General features: G+C 49.4%; 17 protein-coding genes. 11 read left to right on the top strand and 6 right to left on the bottom strand.

Translation table 11 applies throughout. The features are described from left to right. Positions 1-86: 86 nt before the first annotated feature. Complete coding sequence (gene der, locus WCN91_RS08945) at positions 87-1,562, top strand: ribosome biogenesis GTPase Der (RefSeq protein WP_342678259.1); 1,476 nt, start codon at positions 87-89, stop codon at positions 1,560-1,562. A gap of 61 nt (positions 1,563-1,623) precedes the next feature. Here der and WCN91_RS08940 read toward each other — a convergent pair whose 3' ends face one another. Continuing rightward, entirely contained in the window at positions 1,624-3,315 is a 1,692-nt protein-coding gene (locus WCN91_RS08940; RefSeq protein WP_342678257.1) for a dipeptidyl-peptidase 3 family protein, read from the bottom strand. Positions 3,316-3,336: 21 nt separating this feature from the next. Between WCN91_RS08940 and WCN91_RS08935 the strand changes: the two genes are divergently transcribed. Both WCN91_RS08935 and WCN91_RS08930 read left to right on the top strand, forming a co-directional pair. Then, complete coding sequence (locus WCN91_RS08935) at positions 3,337-3,534, top strand: hypothetical protein (protein WP_342678255.1); 198 nt, start codon at positions 3,337-3,339, stop codon at positions 3,532-3,534. Positions 3,535-3,632: 98 nt separating this feature from the next. Next, on the top strand, positions 3,633-4,472 hold the full coding sequence (locus WCN91_RS08930) for an HDOD domain-containing protein (protein ID WP_342678253.1): 840 nt from the start codon (positions 3,633-3,635) through the stop codon (positions 4,470-4,472). Positions 4,473-4,818: 346 nt separating this feature from the next. Here WCN91_RS08930 and rdgC read toward each other — a convergent pair whose 3' ends face one another. After that, complete coding sequence (rdgC, locus tag WCN91_RS08925; protein ID WP_342678251.1) at positions 4,819-5,727, bottom strand: recombination-associated protein RdgC; 909 nt, start codon at positions 5,725-5,727, stop codon at positions 4,819-4,821. Between the two features lie 67 nt (positions 5,728-5,794). Further along, positions 5,795-7,555, bottom strand: a complete 1,761-nt coding sequence (locus WCN91_RS08920; protein ID WP_342678249.1) for an ATP-binding protein — start codon at positions 7,553-7,555, stop codon at positions 5,795-5,797. A 571-nt stretch (positions 7,556-8,126) separates the two neighbouring features. On the opposite strand from WCN91_RS08920, the gene thrA reads away from it, so the two are divergent. From thrA to ung, 4 genes are all read left to right on the top strand, one after another. After that, positions 8,127-10,544 (top strand): bifunctional aspartate kinase/homoserine dehydrogenase I, encoded by a 2,418-nt coding sequence (gene thrA / locus WCN91_RS08915; protein ID WP_342678247.1) that lies wholly within the window; start codon positions 8,127-8,129, stop codon positions 10,542-10,544. A 9-nt stretch (positions 10,545-10,553) separates the two neighbouring features. Continuing rightward, the gene (thrB, locus tag WCN91_RS08910; protein ID WP_342678245.1) at positions 10,554-11,495 is read left to right on the top strand and encodes a homoserine kinase; all 942 of its coding nucleotides are present in this window, start codon (positions 10,554-10,556) and stop codon (positions 11,493-11,495) included. After that, on the top strand, positions 11,495-12,778 hold the full coding sequence (thrC, locus tag WCN91_RS08905) for a threonine synthase (RefSeq protein WP_342678243.1): 1,284 nt from the start codon (positions 11,495-11,497) through the stop codon (positions 12,776-12,778). Before thrB ends, thrC begins: the two co-directional genes overlap by 1 nt. A 65-nt stretch (positions 12,779-12,843) precedes the next feature. Further along, positions 12,844-13,509, top strand: coding sequence for a uracil-DNA glycosylase (gene ung / locus WCN91_RS08900; RefSeq protein WP_342678241.1), 666 nt, complete (start codon positions 12,844-12,846; stop codon positions 13,507-13,509). A gap of 58 nt (positions 13,510-13,567) precedes the next feature. On the opposite strand, the gene WCN91_RS08895 is transcribed toward ung, so the two are convergent. Next, a complete protein-coding gene (locus tag WCN91_RS08895) occupies positions 13,568-13,753 on the bottom strand; it encodes a DUF3545 family protein (RefSeq protein ID WP_342678239.1) in 186 nt (61 codons plus the stop codon). A gap of 160 nt (positions 13,754-13,913) precedes the next feature. Next, positions 13,914-14,864, bottom strand: coding sequence for a transaldolase (gene tal / locus WCN91_RS08890; RefSeq protein ID WP_342678237.1), 951 nt, complete (start codon positions 14,862-14,864; stop codon positions 13,914-13,916). Positions 14,865-15,153: 289 nt separating this feature from the next. Here tal and yaaA point away from each other — a divergent pair, with 289 nt between their 5' ends. After that, a complete protein-coding gene (gene yaaA / locus WCN91_RS08885) occupies positions 15,154-15,933 on the top strand; it encodes a peroxide stress protein YaaA (protein ID WP_342678235.1) in 780 nt (259 codons plus the stop codon). Between the two features lie 71 nt (positions 15,934-16,004). Here the strand turns inward: yaaA and WCN91_RS08880 are convergent, their stop codons facing one another. Next, positions 16,005-16,241, bottom strand: a complete 237-nt coding sequence (locus WCN91_RS08880; RefSeq protein WP_342678233.1) for an EF-hand domain-containing protein — start codon at positions 16,239-16,241, stop codon at positions 16,005-16,007. Positions 16,242-16,837: 596 nt separating this feature from the next. On the opposite strand from WCN91_RS08880, the gene WCN91_RS08875 reads away from it, so the two are divergent. The 3 genes from WCN91_RS08875 to WCN91_RS08865 are packed head-to-tail and all read left to right on the top strand — an operon-like array spanning position 16,838 to position 20,163. After that, positions 16,838-18,253, top strand: a complete 1,416-nt coding sequence (locus WCN91_RS08875; protein ID WP_342678231.1) for a sensor histidine kinase — start codon at positions 16,838-16,840, stop codon at positions 18,251-18,253. Positions 18,254-18,263: 10 nt separating this feature from the next. Continuing rightward, positions 18,264-18,827: a hypothetical protein gene (locus WCN91_RS08870; protein WP_342678229.1), complete on the top strand. Its 564-nt coding sequence runs from the start codon at positions 18,264-18,266 to the stop codon at positions 18,825-18,827. After that, entirely contained in the window at positions 18,817-20,163 is a 1,347-nt protein-coding gene (locus WCN91_RS08865) for a sigma 54-interacting transcriptional regulator (RefSeq protein ID WP_342678227.1), read from the top strand. The genes WCN91_RS08870 and WCN91_RS08865 overlap by 11 nt, the downstream gene beginning before the upstream one ends. The last annotated feature ends 23 nt before the right edge of the window (positions 20,164-20,186 follow it).

Below are 20,186 nucleotides of genomic sequence, written 5' to 3'. Positions count from 1 at the left end.
AGTTAATTAGGCTATGTCCTAAGATAGGCTTCGCCTTAGGCCTGGTGGCTGCGGCGGAGCTTTTTTGTTATTTGAAGAGGTACATTATGCTTCCTGTGATCGCCTTAGTTGGGCGACCTAATGTCGGTAAATCGACATTGTTCAACCGCTTAACTCGCACCCGCGACGCACTTGTTGCGGACTTCCCGGGCCTTACTCGTGATCGAAAATATGGCCAGGCGAGCTATGACGGCTTTGACTTTATCGTTGTTGATACCGGCGGTATTGATGGCTCCGAAGAGGGTATCGAAACCGAAATGGCCGAGCAGTCCTTGCTGGCGATCGAAGAAGCGGATGTGGTGCTATTCCTTGTTGATGCCCGTGCCGGTATGACGGTGGCCGATCAGGCCATTGCCCAGCACCTGCGCAAGCAAGAGAAAAAGGTGTTTGTGGTTGCCAACAAAACTGATGGCATCGACGCAGACTCCAACTGTGCCGAGTTTTATCAACTGGCCATGGGTGAGGTATACCAGATAGCCGCCGCTCATGGCCGTGGTATCACAGGTCTACTAAACAGCGCTTTACAGCCGGTGATCGAAGATCTCGCTAAAGAGCGTCAACAGCTGATCGATGAAGACCCGTTTGCCGCTTATGACGACGAGCATCAAGCGCAGGGCGAAGGTGAAGAAGGTGAGCAGGAAGAGCTCGCCGATAAGGCCATTAAACTTGCCATTATCGGTCGTCCTAACGTGGGTAAATCGACCCTGACCAACCGTATTCTCGGTGAAGAGCGAGTGATAGTGTACGATATGCCGGGCACCACCCGGGACTCGATTTACATCCCTATGACCCGCAACGATCGCGAGTATGTGTTGATCGACACCGCCGGTGTTCGTAAGCGTAAAAAGGTCAGTGATGTGGTCGAGAAGTTCTCGGTGATCAAGACCCTAAAAGCCATTGAAGACGCCAACGTGGTGCTTTTGGTGATCGATGCTCGCACAGGTATTTCGGATCAGGATCTCAGTCTGCTTGGTTTTGCTCTAAATGCGGGCCGCTCTTTGGTATTGGCGGTAAACAAATGGGATGGTCTGGACAGCGATGTGAAGGACCGTATTAAGTCTGAGCTTGACCGTCGTTTAGGCTTTGTCGACTTTGCCCGTATTCACTTTATCTCCGCCTTGCATGGCACTGGGGTAGGTCATCTGTTCGAGTCGGTTGAAGAAGCCTATGACTCTGCTACCAAGCGTATCAGCACCGCCATGTTGCGTCGTATTATGGATATGGCTCAGGCCGATCACCAGCCGCCGCTGGTACGTGGTCGCCGCGTTAAGCTTAAATATGCTCACGCCGGTGGTTATAACCCGCCGCGTATCGTGATCCACGGTAACCAGGTACACGAATTGCCAGACAGCTATAAGCGTTACCTGATGAACTATTACCGTAAGGCGCTGGATATCATGGGTACGCCGATTAAGATCGAGTTCCGTGAAGGGGATAACCCTTATGCCGGTCGCAGTAATAAGATGACCCTGTCGCAGCGTCGTCGCATTAGAAAGATTGGTCAGGAGAGCAAGGACAAGTAAGTTCTTCTCCCTGTTAGTAAAAGGCGCTCATTGAGCGCCTTTTTTGTGCTGATGCTTGGGCTTATTCCAGACCCAACACCTTTTTACCCTGAGTAAAGTCTACATCGACCGGGATATTGGCCTGACTTAGTTTTTCCAGATCGGCGGCAAGCTCTGGTTTGATATCGCCCATAGAGGCAACCAGTTGATCTACCTTTTGATAATCACCGTTACCTTGTAGGGTTAGAATAAGGTTAGACAGCTTGGCCATGGCCGCGCCCATCTTATCCATATTCACGCGGTAAAGACCGTTGTCGTCTTTAGAGAAGGCGCCTTCTTGTTTAAAGAAGTTAAAGCGGATCATGTTCGCCTTACCATGGGCGCTTGAAGCACCGAAACGAACCGAGCGGAAAATGCCGGCCATAAAGGTGACATAGTAGTCTTCCAGCGTGCCTTCGGTGATCTCGCCTTTTTTCAGCAACTGCTCAACCATGTACAGACCAAGAATATCGGCTTTGCCTTCTTCGAGGGCGCTGGCATGCTCTTGCAATGACTGACGTACCGTACCCTTGTCGTTGATGGTGTTTTTAATGCCCAGGCCGTGCGCTACTTCGTGGAACATGGTGTTGGCAAAGAAGGCATCGAAAGTGATGTGCTTACGCTGATCTGGGACGATAAGATCGGCGGCGATCGGCATCAAGATCTTATCGAACTTGGCACGCATGGCGTTTTTAAGTTGTAGGCGACGAGTGCCTTTTTCCAGCTGTACCTGCTCATCGTTCGGCAGGTTGATGGCTATGGTTTTGCTTCCAGCATTCGAGTGGCCCGCGTAGTAGATCACATCGTAGGCGTTAAGGTCGGCATCCGAACCTGGTACTTCTTGCTTGTACTCGTCGGCAACCGGCAGGCCTTTTTGCAGCTCAGGTAGGAACTGGGCAAACTTAGCCAGGCGCTCACTCCAGGCCATGTCTTTTACCAGTACATAAGACTCGAACGCGGCGCGGTAGCCAAACAGTTGATCTTCATAGGTTTCAATGGGGCCAATCACCACGTCGATAGGGTTATTTTTCATATCCATCCAGGCGAAATCTGAAGCCTGGTAATCGTCGCTCAAGAGGGCGTCGGCACGCATGCTCAGGTAGTTGGCGAATTCTTTGTCTTCGGCAAGCTCACTGGCTTCGCGCAGCAACTTGGCGGCGGCCTGAAGTTCGGTTGCATATTCTTTTGAGTAGGCAACGCTGTATAGCTTGCCTTCGGCATCGCGTTTGATCACAGAGTAAAGGCCAGTTTTATCGGCAAGATCGCTATTTTCCAGCTCTTCTTTGCTCATATCCGCAGGGTAGAATTGAGCGCCGGCCGACTTAGCTTCGAAACCAGATAGGAACAGCTGATCGCCATTGAGACGATCCCAAGGGCCATAGTTGATATTGGCAAAGTGACGTACTTTTTCATCGCTTAAGCTGTTTAGGAACTCGGCTCGGTCAGCGCCGAAAGCCTGTTGCCAGAATAGCTCGTCCATAATTTTTGAGGCATCAATTAGCTTGGCCAGCATTTTCTTCTGATTGCCGCTTAGGTGCGTTAGATCTGTGCTTAGTTCGAAGTCGGTATAGATATTCAAACGGCTCGGAGCAATATTTATTAACTCTACGGCTGCATTGCTAGGTGCTTGTTCGGCGACGGTTTCGCTGCTGCTTTGCGGCTGTTTTGAACAACCACTAAGGGCAACTAAGCCACCGAGCAGCATGGCTTGAGAGATTTTCGACAGTTTACGCATAAGAGTCCTCGTTGAGTAATTATGAGTCTTGTGGTGCTCACAAAATTAGTGAATGCCGGGCTAAGAAGAGGTTCCGTACCAAGCATGCCTTATATTGGCGATGATACCTTCAAGGCGCTTTGTTGGCCGCCAGAGGCACTGATTTTAGTTGTCTTATTTAACCAATTCGTTGTTGTGCTGACAACGGTAAAAAACAGGATAAGGGCGACAAATTTCTAAAATTAATGGTTTTTTTCGCTATCACTTTTAAAACTTTCTCGGTAACTTATAAACAAACAAGAAGAGCGTTCGCGTTGCTGACAAAGGATACCGCGATAATGTCTACCGAAAATGCCTTACTCACCATCTTGGTTGATCACATCAAGCGCGATACCCTGGTACTACCGACCTTGCCCGAAGTGGCTTTACGAGTGCGTGCCTGTGCCGATGAGCCGGATATTACCTTGCACGCCATGGCCGGTGTGATTGCTACCGATCCGGCGCTGGCGGCGCGGATGATTAAGGTTGCTAACAGTGCTTTGATAAGCCGCTCGGTGAAGGTGACCACTATAAATCAGGCGGTGACCCGCATCGGCCTAAGGCAGATTAAGAATATCGCCACGGCCATGGTGATGGAGCAGTTGTTTGTGTCGCAAGACCCAGTGATCAATGGGTATATGAATAAGGCCTGGCAAAAGACTATCAAGGTCGCCTGTCATGCCATGGTGCTGGTGCAGCAGTTTCGTGAGCAGCAGCACCACGCCAGCATCAACACTGAAACTATTACCCTGGCGGCGCTCACCTATAACATAGGTATTTTGCCGATTTTAACCGAGGCGGAAAAACACCCAGAGATGTTTGCGAATCCCAGCTTTCTCGCTCATGCCATTCAAAAACTGGCCGGTCGCATCGGCGCCGCTATCTTAACCGCGTGGGATTTTTCTGAGGAGTTTGTTGAGGTTGCCAGGCTCTGGTCTGCTCCCAACTATCGCCCTGATGACATTGAATACGTCGACTTTGTACGCCTGGGAGCGATTCTTGAGGGTATTTTGCAGGTCTCAGATAAAACGGCGGCACTACAGGTTTATGTGGATAAGGGCATTATCCCTTCGGTGTCGCTTTTTGCCGAGGACGAGTATCAGGAATTAGTCAAAGATACTTATGAGGTGTTTTTGTAGCCCCGCCTTGCCGTTGTAGGTCAGCCTTTCAGGCCGACAAAAGAGCCTTGTAGGTCAGCCTTCAGGCTGACAACTAAGCAATGCAGGAGCACATTGCCGAAAAGGCCGACAAAAAAGCCATATGCTTAAATTTGTCGGCGCAAAGCACCGACTTGCAAGGCTAAAGCCTCGCCCACAACACCGAGCTACATTAATGCTTGTAGGTCGGCCTTTCAGGCCGACAAAAAAGCCTTGTAGGTCAGCCTTCAGGCTGACAACTAAGCAATGCAGGAGTACATTGTCGAAAGGCCGACAAAAGAGCCATATGCTTAAATTTGTCGGCGCAAAGCACCGACTTGCATTTGCCTTACAAATCTTCGGCGTCGCCGAGCTCTTTGGTTAAGGCTTCAAGCAATTCCTTGATTTCTTCCGATGCCAGAATAAAGTCGGCGTCCAGTTTTACTGCCATATCTTCCTTTGGAATATCGGCATTTTCTTCTTTTAACACCTCGGCATAGTTTACGCGTTTGATCGAACCGTCGTTTTGCAGCATAAACTTGATGCGCTCATGGTACTCAAGGGCCAGCTTGGTGACTTCCTTGCCATTATCCAAATGATTTTTAACCTCATCAGTGGCCAGATCATGACCCTTCAGTTTCACCTGGGCACCATTGTCATCCGGCTCTTGCAGCTCGGCGTCTAAGCCGATAGCAAAGCCTTCCGGAGCATTAAAGTCTTTTAACCAGGAAGTAAGGAATAAACCCAGGTCATAGTTGGCAAAGGCAGGTACCACGGGCAAGGTGCCCAATGATTTACGTAGCAGCGCCAGTAGCTCTTCGGCCTTGTTAAAGCTGCCGCTATTGACGACTACCCAGCCATTTTCCATATCAATAAAGGCATATTGCAGGCTCGACTTTTTAAAGGCCTGTGGCAGTAGGGTGTTAAGGATATTCTCTTTAAGCTCATCCTTTTCCTTTTTGTTTACTCGGCGGTTTTCCTGCACTTCCAGTTGCTCTACCTTTTCCTGCAGCATGTCGTTAACAACCGCCGCTGGCAGCACTTTTTCTTCGCGCTTGGCGCATACCAGAATCGAGTTTTTAGAAAAGTGGCTTAATGTTTGGCCATGTTTGCCCAGGGCCTTGGTCCAACCGAAGGTGTGCAGATCCTGACTGCCACAGGGGCGGAATAAATCCTGCTCTAAGGCCTTGTCAAAGTCTTCTTGCTGATAGCTGATCTCTTGCTTAAAACGATAGCAAATTAGGTTACTAAACCACATAAATATACTTCCATGGAGCGCCAAGAGCGCAAATTTACAGTGCCGCCATCATAACGGAGTGGCGCCGCTAATTAAACATTTGCATGGGTTTTGGCAGGTCTTTCGGAAGCGAGATAAAATACTGGAGCCCTTGATTAGGCTTGCTGCTGACCGATATCTCGCCGCCTAGAGTTTGTTTTACCAGGTTAAAGGTAATATGGGTGCCCAGGCCGCTGCCGCCCTGATCCCGCTTAGTGGTGAAGTAGGGGTTGAATAGCTGTTCCAGTTGCATCGCATTGACGCCGCAACCATCGTCTCTGTAGTCGATTAATACCCGCTCATCCTGTTCTCGGATAAGTATATCTATATGACCGTGCTTGATTTGTTCAAAACCATGGATCAGCGAGTTCATTATTAAATTGGTAAAAATTTGGCTAATGGCACCGGCGGGTAAATTAAGGATGAGATTATCCGGGCACTGAATATTGATCTTATGTTCGGTATTTTTCAGTTTTGGATGCAAAGAACGGATCACCTCGCCAAGGTATTCTTTTAAATTTATGGTGCGCACCGCATCGCTGGCCTGATCTACGGCGATTTGCTTAAAGCTGGCAATCAGCTCGCTGGCGCGGGCGAGATTATTGTTAAGCAGCTCGACACTTTGTTTTGCCTCGCCAATAAATTGCGCCAACTCGGTTGGCGTCAGAGTTTGCTTGTCGTGCGCCTGCTCCAGCTCATTAAGACGTTCTTGTAAAAACGAGGTGGCGGTAACCCCTATGCCTACGGGAGTATTGATATCGTGCGCAATGCCGGCAACCAGGCCGCCAAGTGCCGCCATTTTCTCCGAGCCAATTAAGCGCTCCTGCGTGCTGTTAAGCTCATCCATATAGCGCAGCATTTCTCTTTGCTTGGCGAGCAGTTCCTGTTCGGTTTGGCGCCTTAGCTCAATTTCTTCGGTAAGAGTAAGTTTTTGTTTTTCCAGCTCATACTTTTGTTGCTGCAGATCCATCATGGCTTGACTGAGGTTCGAGGTCTTACGGGCCACTTCGTGCTCGAGCTCAATATTCTGTTGGTCGAGCTTTTCGTTGCTTTTGAGCAATTCTTTTTGCGTGTGCTTTAGCTTATCGCGGTACTCGATCACCTTGGCTATCAGGTTATTAAAGGCCTGTGCCATAACGTTAAGCTCGTTTTGCTGATGAGTATCAAGCCTAACTCGGGTGTTATCTAGGGCATCTGGCTCAACGGCCTCGACTTGCTCCGTCAATTGCTGCAAAGGCAAGGTTAGGTGTTTTCTAAAGGCCAGTAAAAACAGCAAGATCAAAAAAGCGGTTTTGATCATGGCGTTACCCACGAGCAGGTAAATGGAAACAATAATGCGACTGACCACCACGTCGCGACTGGAAAATAAGGTGACATCGCCCACCTGGGTTTCACGGCCAGAAAATTCGAATACTAGTGGAAAGGTATAACCAAACAGGCCCGATGGCGTATCTTCAATAATATCGGTCTCTTGTGCCAAGGGCTTTGGCGTGCGTTCGTGAATATCCAAGGAGCGACCGAGCCGGGAGATCACCTCACCACTGTCGTCACGCACTATGATCCCCTCAACCATGGGAATAGCAATTAGGCCCTCAGCTATGGTGACGCTTTGATCTGTATTGAGCTCCCAAATGGCGCGAGTAAGACTGCCATCAAATGTTTGTTGCAATATTTGCAATTCATTGCGGATGTAGTTTTTGGTGTTGAAATATTCGGCATATATCTGTGCGCAGGTCACCACAAAGGTCAGTACAAAGTACACGGATAAAACACTGGTAAGGAGTTTTTTCGACAGACTGTTACGCAACATGTATGAACTTGGCCCTGTGCAACTAAAAAAAGGCGGTGACAAAACTCCGATGTTGAGTTTGTATTTTGTGCCGCTATATCCTTGCAGAAATAGCGCTAAGGATTTTAAAAAACATACAAAATAATAGCTTATTGACAGGCGTTTAACAAAAGCAAATATCTTCACGACGCCATTTTTACGCCTCGGGCAAAGTTGAACCGTGCATATAAGTTAACAGTGCTAGGTGGGGCTCTGGCGTTTTTGTGCTGCGTCCTCATGTACAGGTGTTTGAAGGCTTCGGCTGAAGATTTGCATAAGTATTTCTACGTATTGTTTTGGATATAAGAAAAAAGCATATTATTTGTTAAATATTGCTGTTGACAGAAATAGTCATTTTCGGGCAGTCTAATTACATGAAAACAAATTACGCAACACTGACCATCATTATTACCACCACCATCCGTAGCGGATAGTGGCATGGGTCGGTGCGCGAAGAAAAAAAGGCCTATGCTCTATTGCATGGGCCTTTTTTTTGAGTCCGAAAAGGGCGTCATCAGCAGAATAATTGCGGTCAAACGGGAATGAGGAAATTATGCAGGTATTGAAATTTGGCGGGTCATCACTGGCCGATGCGGATTGCTTAGCTCGGGTTAGCGCCATAGTGCGCGCTGAGCTCAAAGAGCAAATGTTACTAGTATTATCAGCACCAGGAGGCATGACAGATGCCCTGGTGACCTTAAGCGAACTGGCGCAGTCTGGGCAGGATTACAGTATTCCCTGGCAGGCCCTGTGCGCCCGTGCCGAGGGGCTAAAATCTGAGGTGACGGCTATTGCTCAGGCGCCCGATTCCTGGCCCGACTTTCAGGAGCTGAAGCGCCGCCTTGAGGGCATTGCGCTGTTGGGTGAATGCCCGGATGCGGTGCACAGTTATATCATCAGCTTTGGCGAACGCATCAGTGTGGCCTTGATGCAGGCCCTGCTGGCCGACCTAGGTGCTCACTATGTGCCTGCAGAGCAAGTAGTGCGCTCACAGGGGGGTTTTATGGATGCAGAAGTGGATCTTGATGTATCAAAACAGCTGATGCAGCAGTATTTGCATGCCAACCCGGCAAAAGTATACATAATGCCCGGCTTTACCGGCGCCGATGAGCAGGGACGATTAACAACATTGGGGCGCAATGGCTCGGATTATTCTGCGGCGGTGGCGGCGGCCTGTTTAGAGGCCGATGTTTGTCAAATTTGGACCGATGTAGATGGTGTTTACAGTGCTGATCCTCGTTATATCAAGGGTGCTACCAAGGTTGATCATCTCTCTTATAAAGAGGCCATGGAGCTCTCTTATTTCGGCGCCAAGGTATTACACCCCAAGACCATAATGCCCTGTGCCAAAGCAGGCGTGCCTTGTGAGATTAAAAATACTCATGCGCCTTCGCTTCCTGGCTCTTTGATAAGCGATGAGGCGCGCTCCTCTGAGCCGGTGAAAGCCATTTCCAGTTTGCAGGACCTGGCCATGTTGACCGTGTCTGGCCCAGGAATGAAGGGCAAGGTGGGTATGGCGGCCAAGGTGTTTAGCGCACTGGCGATGGACAATGTTTCCATAGTCCTTATCACCCAATCGAGCTGTGAGTTCAGCATAAGTTTTTGTGTGTACCAGCAAGATCTTGCCCTCGCACTAAGGGCCCTTGAACAGGCCTTTGAGCTTGAAGCCAAGGCCGGGCTGATTGAGCCGGTGCAGGTACAGCGCCACCTCGCCATTGTGACCCTTGTAGGTGACAATATGCGGGCCCATAAGGGCTTGGCAGCCAAGTTTTTTGCTTCTTTAGCACAGGCACAAGTGAATATAGTAGCCATTGCCCAGGACTCCACGGAAAGCTCGATCTCCGCGGTGATCGATGGCGAGCTGTGTAACGATGCGGTGAAGGTGTGCCATGAAAACTTCTTTACTCATATGCCGTCTATCGATGTTTTCCTTTTAGGTTGTGGTCTGGTGGGCAGCGAATTGTTGAGCCAGGTAGAGAAGCAGCAAGAGTGGCTGAAGGCGCGCAATATCAAGTTAAAGGTGCGCGGCATCGCCAACTCAAGGCAGATGTTGCTAAACGGCGAGGGGATAGATTTGCAGCAGTGGCCAACGCAATTGCAGCAAACGGCACAGGAATTTGACCTGAAATATCTGGAACAATTTGTAAAACAGCATCATCTGATCAATCCGGTGATCGTCGACTGCAGTTCAGCAGCGGCGCTGGCGGATCAATACGTTAATTTCTTAAATGCCGGTTTCCATGTGGTCGCCGCCAATAAAAAGGCCAATACCAGCTCACAAGCCTATTATTGGCAGTTAAAAGAAGCGGCGCAGCGCAATAACCGACGCTTCCTTTATGAAACCAATGTTGGTGCTGGTTTGCCCGTACTCGATAATCTTCAGTCTTTGTTTGGCGCTGGCGATCAGTTGTTGCACTTTAGCGGCATTCTCTCTGGCTCCTTGTCTTATATGTTTGGAGTGCTGAGCGATGGCTTAAGTCTGTCTGAGGCGACCATCAAGGCGAAAGAAAGTGGCTTTACCGAGCCGGATCCCCGTGATGATTTGTCTGGTACAGATGTTGCCCGCAAGTTGTTGATCATTGCCCGAGAAGCGGGTTTGGAACTCGAACTTGAAGATATAGAAGTTGAGTCTGTCTTGCCACCTGGCTTTGCCGATGGCCTTAATGTCGATGAGTTTATGGCTAAGCTGCCCGAGCTCGACAGCGATTTTGCCGACAAGGTGTCCTCCGCCAAGGCCGAAGGTAAGGTATTGCGTTACGTTGGCAGCATAGACAAGGGGCGCTGCAAGGTGGGCATAGAAGCGGTGGATAGCAAGCATGCCTTATTCGATATTCGCGATGGCGAAAACGCGCTGGCCATTTTAAGTCAGTATTATCAGCCAAGACCCTTTGTGATCCGCGGTTATGGGGCCGGTGCCGAAGTGACGGCGGCGGGGGTTTTTGCCGATATTCTTAAAACATTACCGCGATAAGGAAATCTGATGATTCAAGTATATGCTCCGGCTTCCATAGGTAATTTTGCCGTCGGCTTTGATGCCCTTGGCGCCGCCATTGCACCAATTGACGGCAGTTTGCTCGGCGATCTGGTTAAGGTCAGTGCCAGCACGACCACCGAGTTTGTCTGCTCCGGGCCTTATGCTCATAAGCTACCGGCGCAGGCAGAGCAAAACCTGGCCTATATGTGTTTGCAGCATTTTAAACAGGCGGTGGCTCCGGATATGCCTGCGGTGCGTTTAGAGCTGGTAAAAAACCTGCCCGTGGGTTCGGGATTGGGCTCCAGTGCCTGCTCCGTGGTGGCAACTATTGCTGCCTTGGATAAGTTTGCCGGCACCGAGCTCAGTGATGAGGCGCTGATTGAGCTGATGGCCGACTTTGAGGCCAAGGTCAGCGGTGGCCGTCATTACGACAATATCACCCCTTGTTATTTGGGAGGCCTGCAACTGACGGCGGAGCTTATTCCCGGTAAGTCCCTGGCCATTGCTACCCCGGATAACTGGTATCCGGTGGTGGCCTTTCCCGGGTTTACGCTTAACACCGCCAAGGCGCGAGCTGTGCTGCCAAAGCAGCTGGATATGCACCACAGTGTTGAATTTGCTCAGCGCCTCAGTGCTTTTTGTACCTTGATGCTGCAACAGCGCAGCGAAGAGGCGCTGTCTATCATGATAGATACTGTGGCCGAGCCCCATAGGGCGCAATTGATTGAAGGCTTTAGCGCGGCGCAACAGGCGCTGTTACAGCTAGGCGCCAAAGCGGTGAGTATTTCTGGCGCTGGGCCGACACTGTTTGCGCTATGCGACAATCTCGCCAGCGCCGAGCTGTGCCAACAATGGCTCAGCGATCACTATATTAATGAACAAGGTTTTAGCCATATTTGCCAACTCGATTGGGCCGGCACCAGAGAATTGAATGAGGAACTAGGGTAATGCAGTTATATAATTTGCAAGATAATGAGCAGGTGGTGTCTTTTGTTGAGGCGGTAAAAACTGGCCTGGGGCGCAATCAAGGGGTGTTTTTCCCTACCGAGCTAACGCCCTTGGCGGATGTTGATGCCTTACTGGAACTCGACTTTGTTACCCGCAGTGCCAAGGTATTACGTCATCTGTTAGGGGATGAATTGAGCGATGAAACCCTGGCACAAATGGTCGCGGGGGCTTTTACCTTTCCCGCGCCCTTGGTCAAGGTAGCCGATAACCTCCATTGTTTAGAGCTGTTTCACGGTCCGACTCTGGCCTTTAAAGACTTTGGCGGACGCTTTATGGCCCAATGTCTGGCGCAGTTTAGCCAGGGCGAGAAGGTGACTATTTTAACCGCTACCAGTGGCGATACCGGAGCCGCCGTGGCGCATGCCTTTTATGGTAAAGAGAATGTCGATGTGGTGATCCTCTATCCCGAGGGCAAGATCTCCGAGGCACAACAAAAGCTGTTTACCACCCTTGGCGGCAATGTGCATTGTTACAGCGTTAAAGGTTCGTTTGACGATTGTCAGGCCATGGTCAAGCAGGGCTTTTTGGATGAAGAGCTGAAATCGCGTCTCGGCCTTAACTCGGCTAACTCTATTAATATCAGCCGCCTGGTGGCGCAGGTCTGCTACTACTTTGAGGCAGTGGCGCAACTGCCGAAAGAGCAAAGGGCACAGGCACATATTTCCGTGCCCAGCGGTAACTTTGGTAACGTTTGTGCGGCCATGATAGCGGCGGTGATTGGCTTGCCTATCAGCAAGTTGTCGGCCACCACTAACCAAAACGATACCGTACCGCGCTACCTTGAGTCCAAGCAGTGGCAGCCCAATGAGACTTTGGAATCCCTGTCTAATGCCATGGATGTGAGTCGGCCAAATAACTGGCCGCGGGTGCAGGTGATGTTAGATAGCGGCCAATTTAGCTATAACGACTTTTTCTCTCATAGTGTGGATGAAGCAACCACAGCGGCAGCGATGCGCGAGTTACAGCAGCTGGGCTACATGGCCGAGCCGCATACAGCGATCGCCTATCAGGGATTAAAGGCGGATTTTGCCCCGGGTGAGCAGGGGATCTTTTTGGCCACAGCTCATCCGGCCAAGTTTAAAGACAGTGTGGAAGAGATCTTAGGTATCTCTTTGGAAATGCCCAAGGCCCTGGCCGATGCCCTGGCCAAGCCCTGCCTAGCGAAGCCTATGAGTGCCGACTATCAGCAGTTGCGTGAAGCTATGCTGGCGAAACTCGGTTAATTTGGTAAGCTAGCTTTAGCTTTAACAAGACGGCCTCGAGCCGTCTTTTTTATTCGAGAGCCTATATGACATCCTGGTCCGATTTATTGGCAGCGCAAAAGCAGCAGGCCTATTTTCAAGAGACATTAGATTATGTGCAGCAGCGTCGCGATGCGGGTGTTGCCGTGTATCCGCCCAAAGAGCAGGTTTTTGAGGCATTTCGCGCCACCGAGTTTGACCATGTAAAGGTGGTTATTCTGGGTCAGGACCCATACCATGGCCCCAATCAGGCTCATGGTCTGTGTTTTTCCGTATTGCCTGGGGTTAAGGCGCCGCCTTCGCTGGCTAATATGTATAAGGAGTTGGCACAGGATATTCCCGGTTTTGCCATTCCCAATCATGGTTATCTGCAGTCCTGGGCTGAGCAGGGGGTGTTATTGCTTAATACCGTGCTGACGGTGGAACAGGGTGAGGCTCATTCCCACAAGCATCTTGGTTGGGAGCATTTTACCGATCAGGTGATTGCCGCGCTAAATGAGCAAAGTGAGGGGATTGTCTTTTTACTCTGGGGCGCGCATGCGCAAAAGAAGGGCAAGCATATAGATACCACTAAGCACTTTGTGCTTAAGGCGCCGCATCCGTCCCCCTTGTCCGCACACCGAGGCTTTTTTGGTTGTGGCCACTTTTCTAAGACAAATAGCCTGCTCGCAGAGCAAGGAAAACAGCCCATAGACTGGCGCCTGCCCAGTTAAGCTAATGCCTTAAAAGGTCATAAAAAAAGGAGCAATAAATGCTCCTTTTTTAGCTAAGCTAGAAATCGAGTTCTTCTAAGGCGATGGCATCGCTGAATAGATCGAGTTCTTGTAGTTCTTTGCGTAAACGCTGCTTGTCTTTTATTGCTTCGATTTCGCGCCACTTTCGTTTTTTATTACGACCGGAATTCTTTCTCGCCTCTGGACCTTCTATTATTTGTAGTAGTTCATTAAGACTATCCATGACACTCTCCTGTATAACTAACGCAATCAATCTATACCATAGAAAGTCTAAAAATAAAACGAAATTGTTTATTTTGAGTTACAGGAAAGTGATGTTTTTATTACTGGGTGATTCTATAAAAACGCCAGCATGTCGCTGGCGTTTTATTTTGGTATTAAATCTAGAGGGCTGCGAAGCGGCGTTCAAGTTCCACTTGCGCCTCGGCGAAGGCACGTATGCCTTCAGAGAGCTTCTCGGTGGCCATGGCGTCCTGGTTATGCAACCAACGGAATTCGCTCTCGCTTAGGGCCGCAGGCTTAGGCGCTACACCGGCCGGTGATGTCAGCTGATATGCCGCATTCGCCGGTAATTGCTCCAACTCTTCAAGTAGCGCAGGGCTTATGGTTAGACGATCGCAGCCGGTTAAGGCGAGGATCTCACCGGTATTTCTAAAGCTGGCACCCATAACTATGGTTTCATAGCCATGGCCTTTGTAGAATTCATAGATGCTGCGTACCGATTGCACTCCAGGATCCGCCAGCGGATCGCTTGGCTTTTCCATGCCATTGGCCACATGCCAGTCAAGAATACGGCCAACAAAGGGAGAGATTAGGTACACATTGGCATCGGCACAGGCGCGGGCCTGAGCTTCACTGAACAGCAACGTCAGGTTACAACGAATGCCTTCCTTTTCCAGCTGTTCGGCGGCTTTAATGCCTTCCCAGGTCGATGCGATTTTAATTAAAATCTTGTCGCGGCTAACCCCTTCAAGGTCGTACAGGGCCAGCAGTTGCTTTGCTTTCGCTATGCTTGCTTGGGTATCGAATGACAGGCGTGCATCGACTTCGGTAGAAATATAACCGGGCACGATATCGGCGATTTCCTTGCCGATCAGTACGGCGAAGTAATCGCAAGCCAGTTCCAGTTGAGCACTGGTGTCATCACTTTGGCTACGCGCATATTGCCAGGCCTTATCAAGATAGGGCTGGTAGGCAGGGATTTCGCTGGCCTTAAGTAAAAGTGATGGGTTAGTGGTGGCATCCTGGGGTTGATGCTTGCGTATTGCTTCAATATCGCCGGTATCGGCAACAATGGTTGAATGCTGCTTCAACTCTTGTAGTGCTGTAGTCATGTGCTTTCCTCATTCCAAGCATAGAGCGTCTACTGGGTTTATCGTCTGTGCCTATAGCAAATAGATAAACACTTATAGGTTATGTAGTTAATGTTGCACCTAAGTGACAACCATGGGGAGGTCAATTGTCCGTGCCAGGGGATTGATGCCGTGTAAATAACATCAAAATGAACCGGTCGCCGCCGTTGTGGCGAGAGCGTATGGCACGCAGACCGAGAGAATAAAGCGTGATCTTTGCTTTATTTAATGTTGAAATTGACATTATTGTAGAGCCAAGTCAACAGCATTTATGATCACAGTTATTTCTCCAGCAAAAAACCTTGATTTTGAGACCGCCGCTCCGGTAGCAACTCACAGTCAAGCCGAATTACTCGCCTACAGTGAAGAATTGATTTCTGTATGCCGCGATTTAACGCCGCAGCAAATCGGCAGCCTGATGAAAATAAGCGATAAGCTCGCCGGTTTAAATGCCGCCCGCTTTAGCGAATGGTCGCTGCCTTTTAACAGCGATAATGCCAAACAAGCCATTTTTGCCTTTAACGGTGATGTGTATACCGGGCTTGAAGCGAGTACCCTAAGTGATGACGCACTGGATTATGCGCAAGGACATTTGCGTATTCTTTCTGGTTTATACGGAGTGCTTAAGCCGCTTGATCTAATGCAGGCCTATCGCTTGGAAATGGGTACTAAATTAGAAAACCCAAAAGGCGCTAATTTATATCAGTTCTGGGGCAGTATTATTGCCGAAAAGCTCAATGAAGTTTTAGCTCAAAACGGTGCTAAGAAACTGGTTAATCTTGCCTCGAATGAGTATTTTAAAGCGGTGGATAAGAAGGCATTGAAAGCCGACATTATTACGCCGGTATTTAAAGACTGCAAAAATGGTCAATATAAAGTGATCAGCTTCTACGCGAAGAAGGCGCGTGGCATGATGGCCCGTTATATTATGGAAAATAAGGTTGAGACCCTGGCGCAGCTTAAGGAGTTTTCAATTGCGGGTTATTACTTTAGCGACGAAGCCACGGTTAAGGAAAATGAGCCGGTATTTTTACGCCAAGAGCAGGGCTAATAAATACTAAGCAATAAAAAAGCGCCCAGGGCGCTTTTTTATTGCTCGTGGCATATGACGGCTAAGCGCCGCTACTGACGAGCGTAATTGGTAAACTCGCGTAACGAGAGTTTACCGTCTTTATCTTGATCATAGCTGCTAAAGCGCGACCACAAGGCCGGCTCTTGTGCCGCTTCCGACTTGCTAATAGCGCCGTCACGGTTTCGGTCTAATTCTTTAAAGCGCGACTCGATACTGCTGGCCTGCACCGAAGTGGTGGCAAAGGCGAGCATCAAGGTGCTTAAAACTAATGCTGCAATTTTATTCATGTAAAAATCCTAGCGTACAGGTTACGCATATTATGCTGTTAGCCTAACCAAATTTGTGACCCTGGCCAAATGGAATAAGATTAATCGCCTATTTGCTGAGATTAAGTTGGCCGCCTAGATCGTTATCTGCCGATTCAAAGTCATATTTACTGGTTTTATTAGGGGCCAGCTGCGAATTATGCCGCATTGTTTGTTGCTCATTTGCCAACTGCTTAATCGATGGCTTCGTTGACTGCACTGCTGCTGGCGGGTTCGTTGTGGAGTGAGACTCCGAGGGTTGTTTAGCGCTTACCAAGGTAACACACAAGATTAAGGCTACGACCAATACTACACGTCGCACGGTATTCTCCAATTCATAGTGGCTTAATTGAAACTCATTTATAAATGTAAGTGTAAGGTCTTTAGACCGCAGGGTGGCTCTTCTAACAAATTCAATGCCAGTTTTTAAAGTTTATATTTTTCAAATGGTTATGTGTTAGTGGTGCGGAATGAACGGGATTGCTTGTGGTTATTTTGCAACAGTTTATGGTTTCTATATTTTTTTCTACTAAATTTCAAATAGTTATCTTTTCGCTTTTTGGCAACAAGGAGTTGTGGTGATTTTTCGTATGCTGCACTGGCGCCCCAGCCTGTTTGCTCAATTCTTTATCGGCGTGGCCATTTTACTCGTGCCTTTGGCCTTAGTTGTGGTGGTATTTTTACAGGCCCTTGACCAGCATATGGTCAATACCCAGCAGATGGTCTTAAGCAGTTACCAGAAGAATGAACAATTCAATGAATTTAAGCAGCTGTTTCAATCCCTGGAGCGGGCAACTTTGCAAAACTGGGTATTAAAAAGCGAGCAACTTAGTAAGGCGGTGAATGAGCAATGGCATAAGGCCGATGCGCTTTTGACGCAGCAGTCCAAGGCGGCCACTTCAACTGGTGAGCTGGCGCGTTGGCAGCAATTACAGGCGGATTTTGTCGCCAGCAGAGAAAATATAGAGCAGCAGGAGCAGGCCAATGCCGAGTTGTTTTCACCGCTGCGCCAACAAATAAACAGTCATGGAAATTGGCTGCATACTCATACCAAGGAGCAGATAGACTTGGCGCAACAGGCGCTTACGGATCTACAGCAGAGCTTTATTAACTGGCTGGTAGCCCTGGTGCCCATAGTGTTATTGCTAGGTGGTGGCTATTTATGGCGCCTAAGCAGCAATCTCGGGTATTTGTCTCGGGTGATAAGTCAACTAGGGCGCGGTGATTGGGATGTGGATATTCAATTGACCGGCGCCAAAGAGCTGCGAGAGCTGGGACAAAAACTTAACTGGATGCAGCAGCAACTACAAAGCCTGGAGCAACAAAAAGACACCTTTTTGCGCCATGTGACCCATGAGTTAAAAACCCCCTTGGCCTCCATGGTGGAAGGCTGTGATTTATTGCAAGAGCAGCTGGTAGGCCCCATCAACGAGCAGCAGCAAGATGTACTGCAATTGATCAGCCAAAGCACAGAACGTCTTCATGGTATGATCACAAACCTGTTAAATTACAACGCCATTAAGGCACGAACCCTGAGCAATAAAGGCTGCCAACTTGATACCTTAAAGGCTCAGGTGCAGGAGCACTTTGCCGAGCGCCTGCGCTTGGGCCAGCAAACCTTGGTGTGGCGTTGCCCAGCGGAGCTAAAAGAATTGCCGCTTGATGGCGAATTATTGCAAATGATCTTGGTGCAATTGGTGTCCAATGCCATTAAGTTTTCACCCTGCGGGGCGCAAATAAAGATACAAATTGAGCGTTATAAGCAAGAGCTGGAGATAGCCGTAGTCGATCAGGGACCGGGTATAAAGGAGTCTGAGCGCGAGCGTTTATTCGATGCCTTTTATCAGGGGCAGGCAGCCAAGCGTAACGCCGTGGCCGGCAGTGGTTTGGGGTTATCTATAGTCAAGGAATGTGTTAATCAACTCAATGGTGAGGTGCAGATCCATTCAGGGTCACCTCAGGGCAGTTGTTTTAGGCTTAAATTTAGTTGCTAATGGAGTCAAGATGTTGAAATTTGCCAAGTGTGTTGCCCTGTTGCTGGTGCCTATCTTGAGTGCGGGCTGTCAGTTGCCGAGCCCTGGAACGGCGGGAGAAACTGGCCACTTAGGGGGGCTTGAAAAGCAGGCTCCTAATCCCAACCCGAATCCCAAACCCAGGCCCAAGCAAGAACCCATCTATCCCAGTGCCGAGCAGCTGGTGCAATGGCATGCACAGCAATGCGGCGGCTTTACCTCGGCCACTGAGTTACAGGAATATGTGGCGGCGCCGAGATTGAAGCAATTTTTTGCCCGCCTGTGCTTACGTGGCCAGACAAATCCGAATGAGCTGCTGAGCGACCTTGAGGTGATCAGCGGTCAATATTACTGGCCCGAGTCCAGCGCCCGTTACTTCTGGTTGCTTAAGCAGCAGCTGCAGGCCAATGCCGAGCAACAACAGCAACTTGCTAAGCTGCGCCAAGAGCAGCAGCAAATGCAGGAAAAAATGGAAAAGACCTTGTCGTCGCTGGCGGCCATAGAGCAGCAATTGCTGCAACGTGCGTCTCAGCAGGAGGATAATAATGAGTTCTAAAGCACGGGTTTTACTCGTTGATGATGATGTCAGTTTATTAAAACTACTGACCATAAGGCTGATGGCCAATAACTATGAAGTCACCACGGCCAATAGCGCTCTCCAGGCCTTGAGTGAGTTGCAGCAGCAAACCTTTGATGTGGTGCTGACCGACTTACGTATGGACGATATCGACGGCCTGCAACTGGCCGAACAAATTCAGCAGCTTTATCCTAGTTTACCCGTGGTTATGATGACGGCGCACGGCTCTATTCCCGATGCGGTACGTGCGACCAAGCAGGGGATTTTTGCGTTTTTGACCAAACCCATAGATAAGGATGAGTTGATCGATACCCTGGCCAAAGCGGTGCGTCTGCACGGTCAAGGGCAGAGCCAGGGACAGCAAGCAAGTCACTCTTACATTGTGACCCGCAGCGCCAGCATGTATCACCTGTTGGAGCAGGTGCGTATGGTGGGGGCTACGGATGTAAATGTATTGATTTCCGGCGCCAGCGGTACGGGTAAAGAGCTGCTGGCTAGAGCTGTGCATGAGAGCAGTGCTGTCAGTGGCGGTCCTTTTGTTGCCATTAACTGTGGTGCTGTGCCCGCCGAGCTTTTGGAATCCCAGCTGTTCGGCCATAAAAAGGGTTCCTTTACCGGTGCTACCACCGATCATGTGGGGCTCTTCTCAGAGGCTCAAAATGGCACCTTGTTTCTTGATGAAATAGGGGATATGCCATTGAACTTGCAGGTTAAGTTGCTACGCGTGCTGCAAGAGAAAAAAATCCGCCCGGTTGGTCATAGTGAGGAAATTCCGGTTAATGTCAGGGTGGTGTCGGCCACCCACAAGGATTTGCCTGCGGCAATCCGTGATAACAGTTTCCGCGAGGATCTCTACTATCGCTTAAATGTGGTGAACCTGCGTTTACCGGCTTTGAGTGAACGTCGCGAGGATATTTCCCTGTTGGCGCATCACTTTTGTGAGCAAATTGCCGCTCGTCAGCAGCAAGGGGTGAAACGTTTCAGCGATGATGCCATGGACTTGCTGTTGCGCCACGATTGGCCCGGTAATATTCGCCAGCTGCAAAACGTAGTGGAGCAGGTGGTGGCATTGAGCCCTGGAGTGCTGATCAGCGCTCAACAGGTTGCCATGGCTTTGCAGTGTGAGCTCGAAGCCAGCTCGCCCATTGCCTTAAACGAGGCCAAGCGCCAGTTTGAGCGTCAGTATTTGATCAATGTATTGAAAATGGTGGATGGTAATGTTGCCCAGGCGGCTAAATTGGCCAAGCGTAACCGCAGCGACTTTTATAAGCTGATCAAAAAGCATGATATTGATGTGGAACAATTCAGCCGTTAAATCGCTATAATCAAGATTGCAAT

Origin of the sequence: Pseudoalteromonas qingdaonensis (genome assembly GCF_038739665.1) — a bacterium.
Taxonomy (GTDB): domain Bacteria; phylum Pseudomonadota; class Gammaproteobacteria; order Enterobacterales; family Alteromonadaceae; genus Pseudoalteromonas; species Pseudoalteromonas qingdaonensis.
Note: the sequence above shows the minus strand (reverse complement) of the source record. Positions and strands in the feature narration are given on the sequence as shown.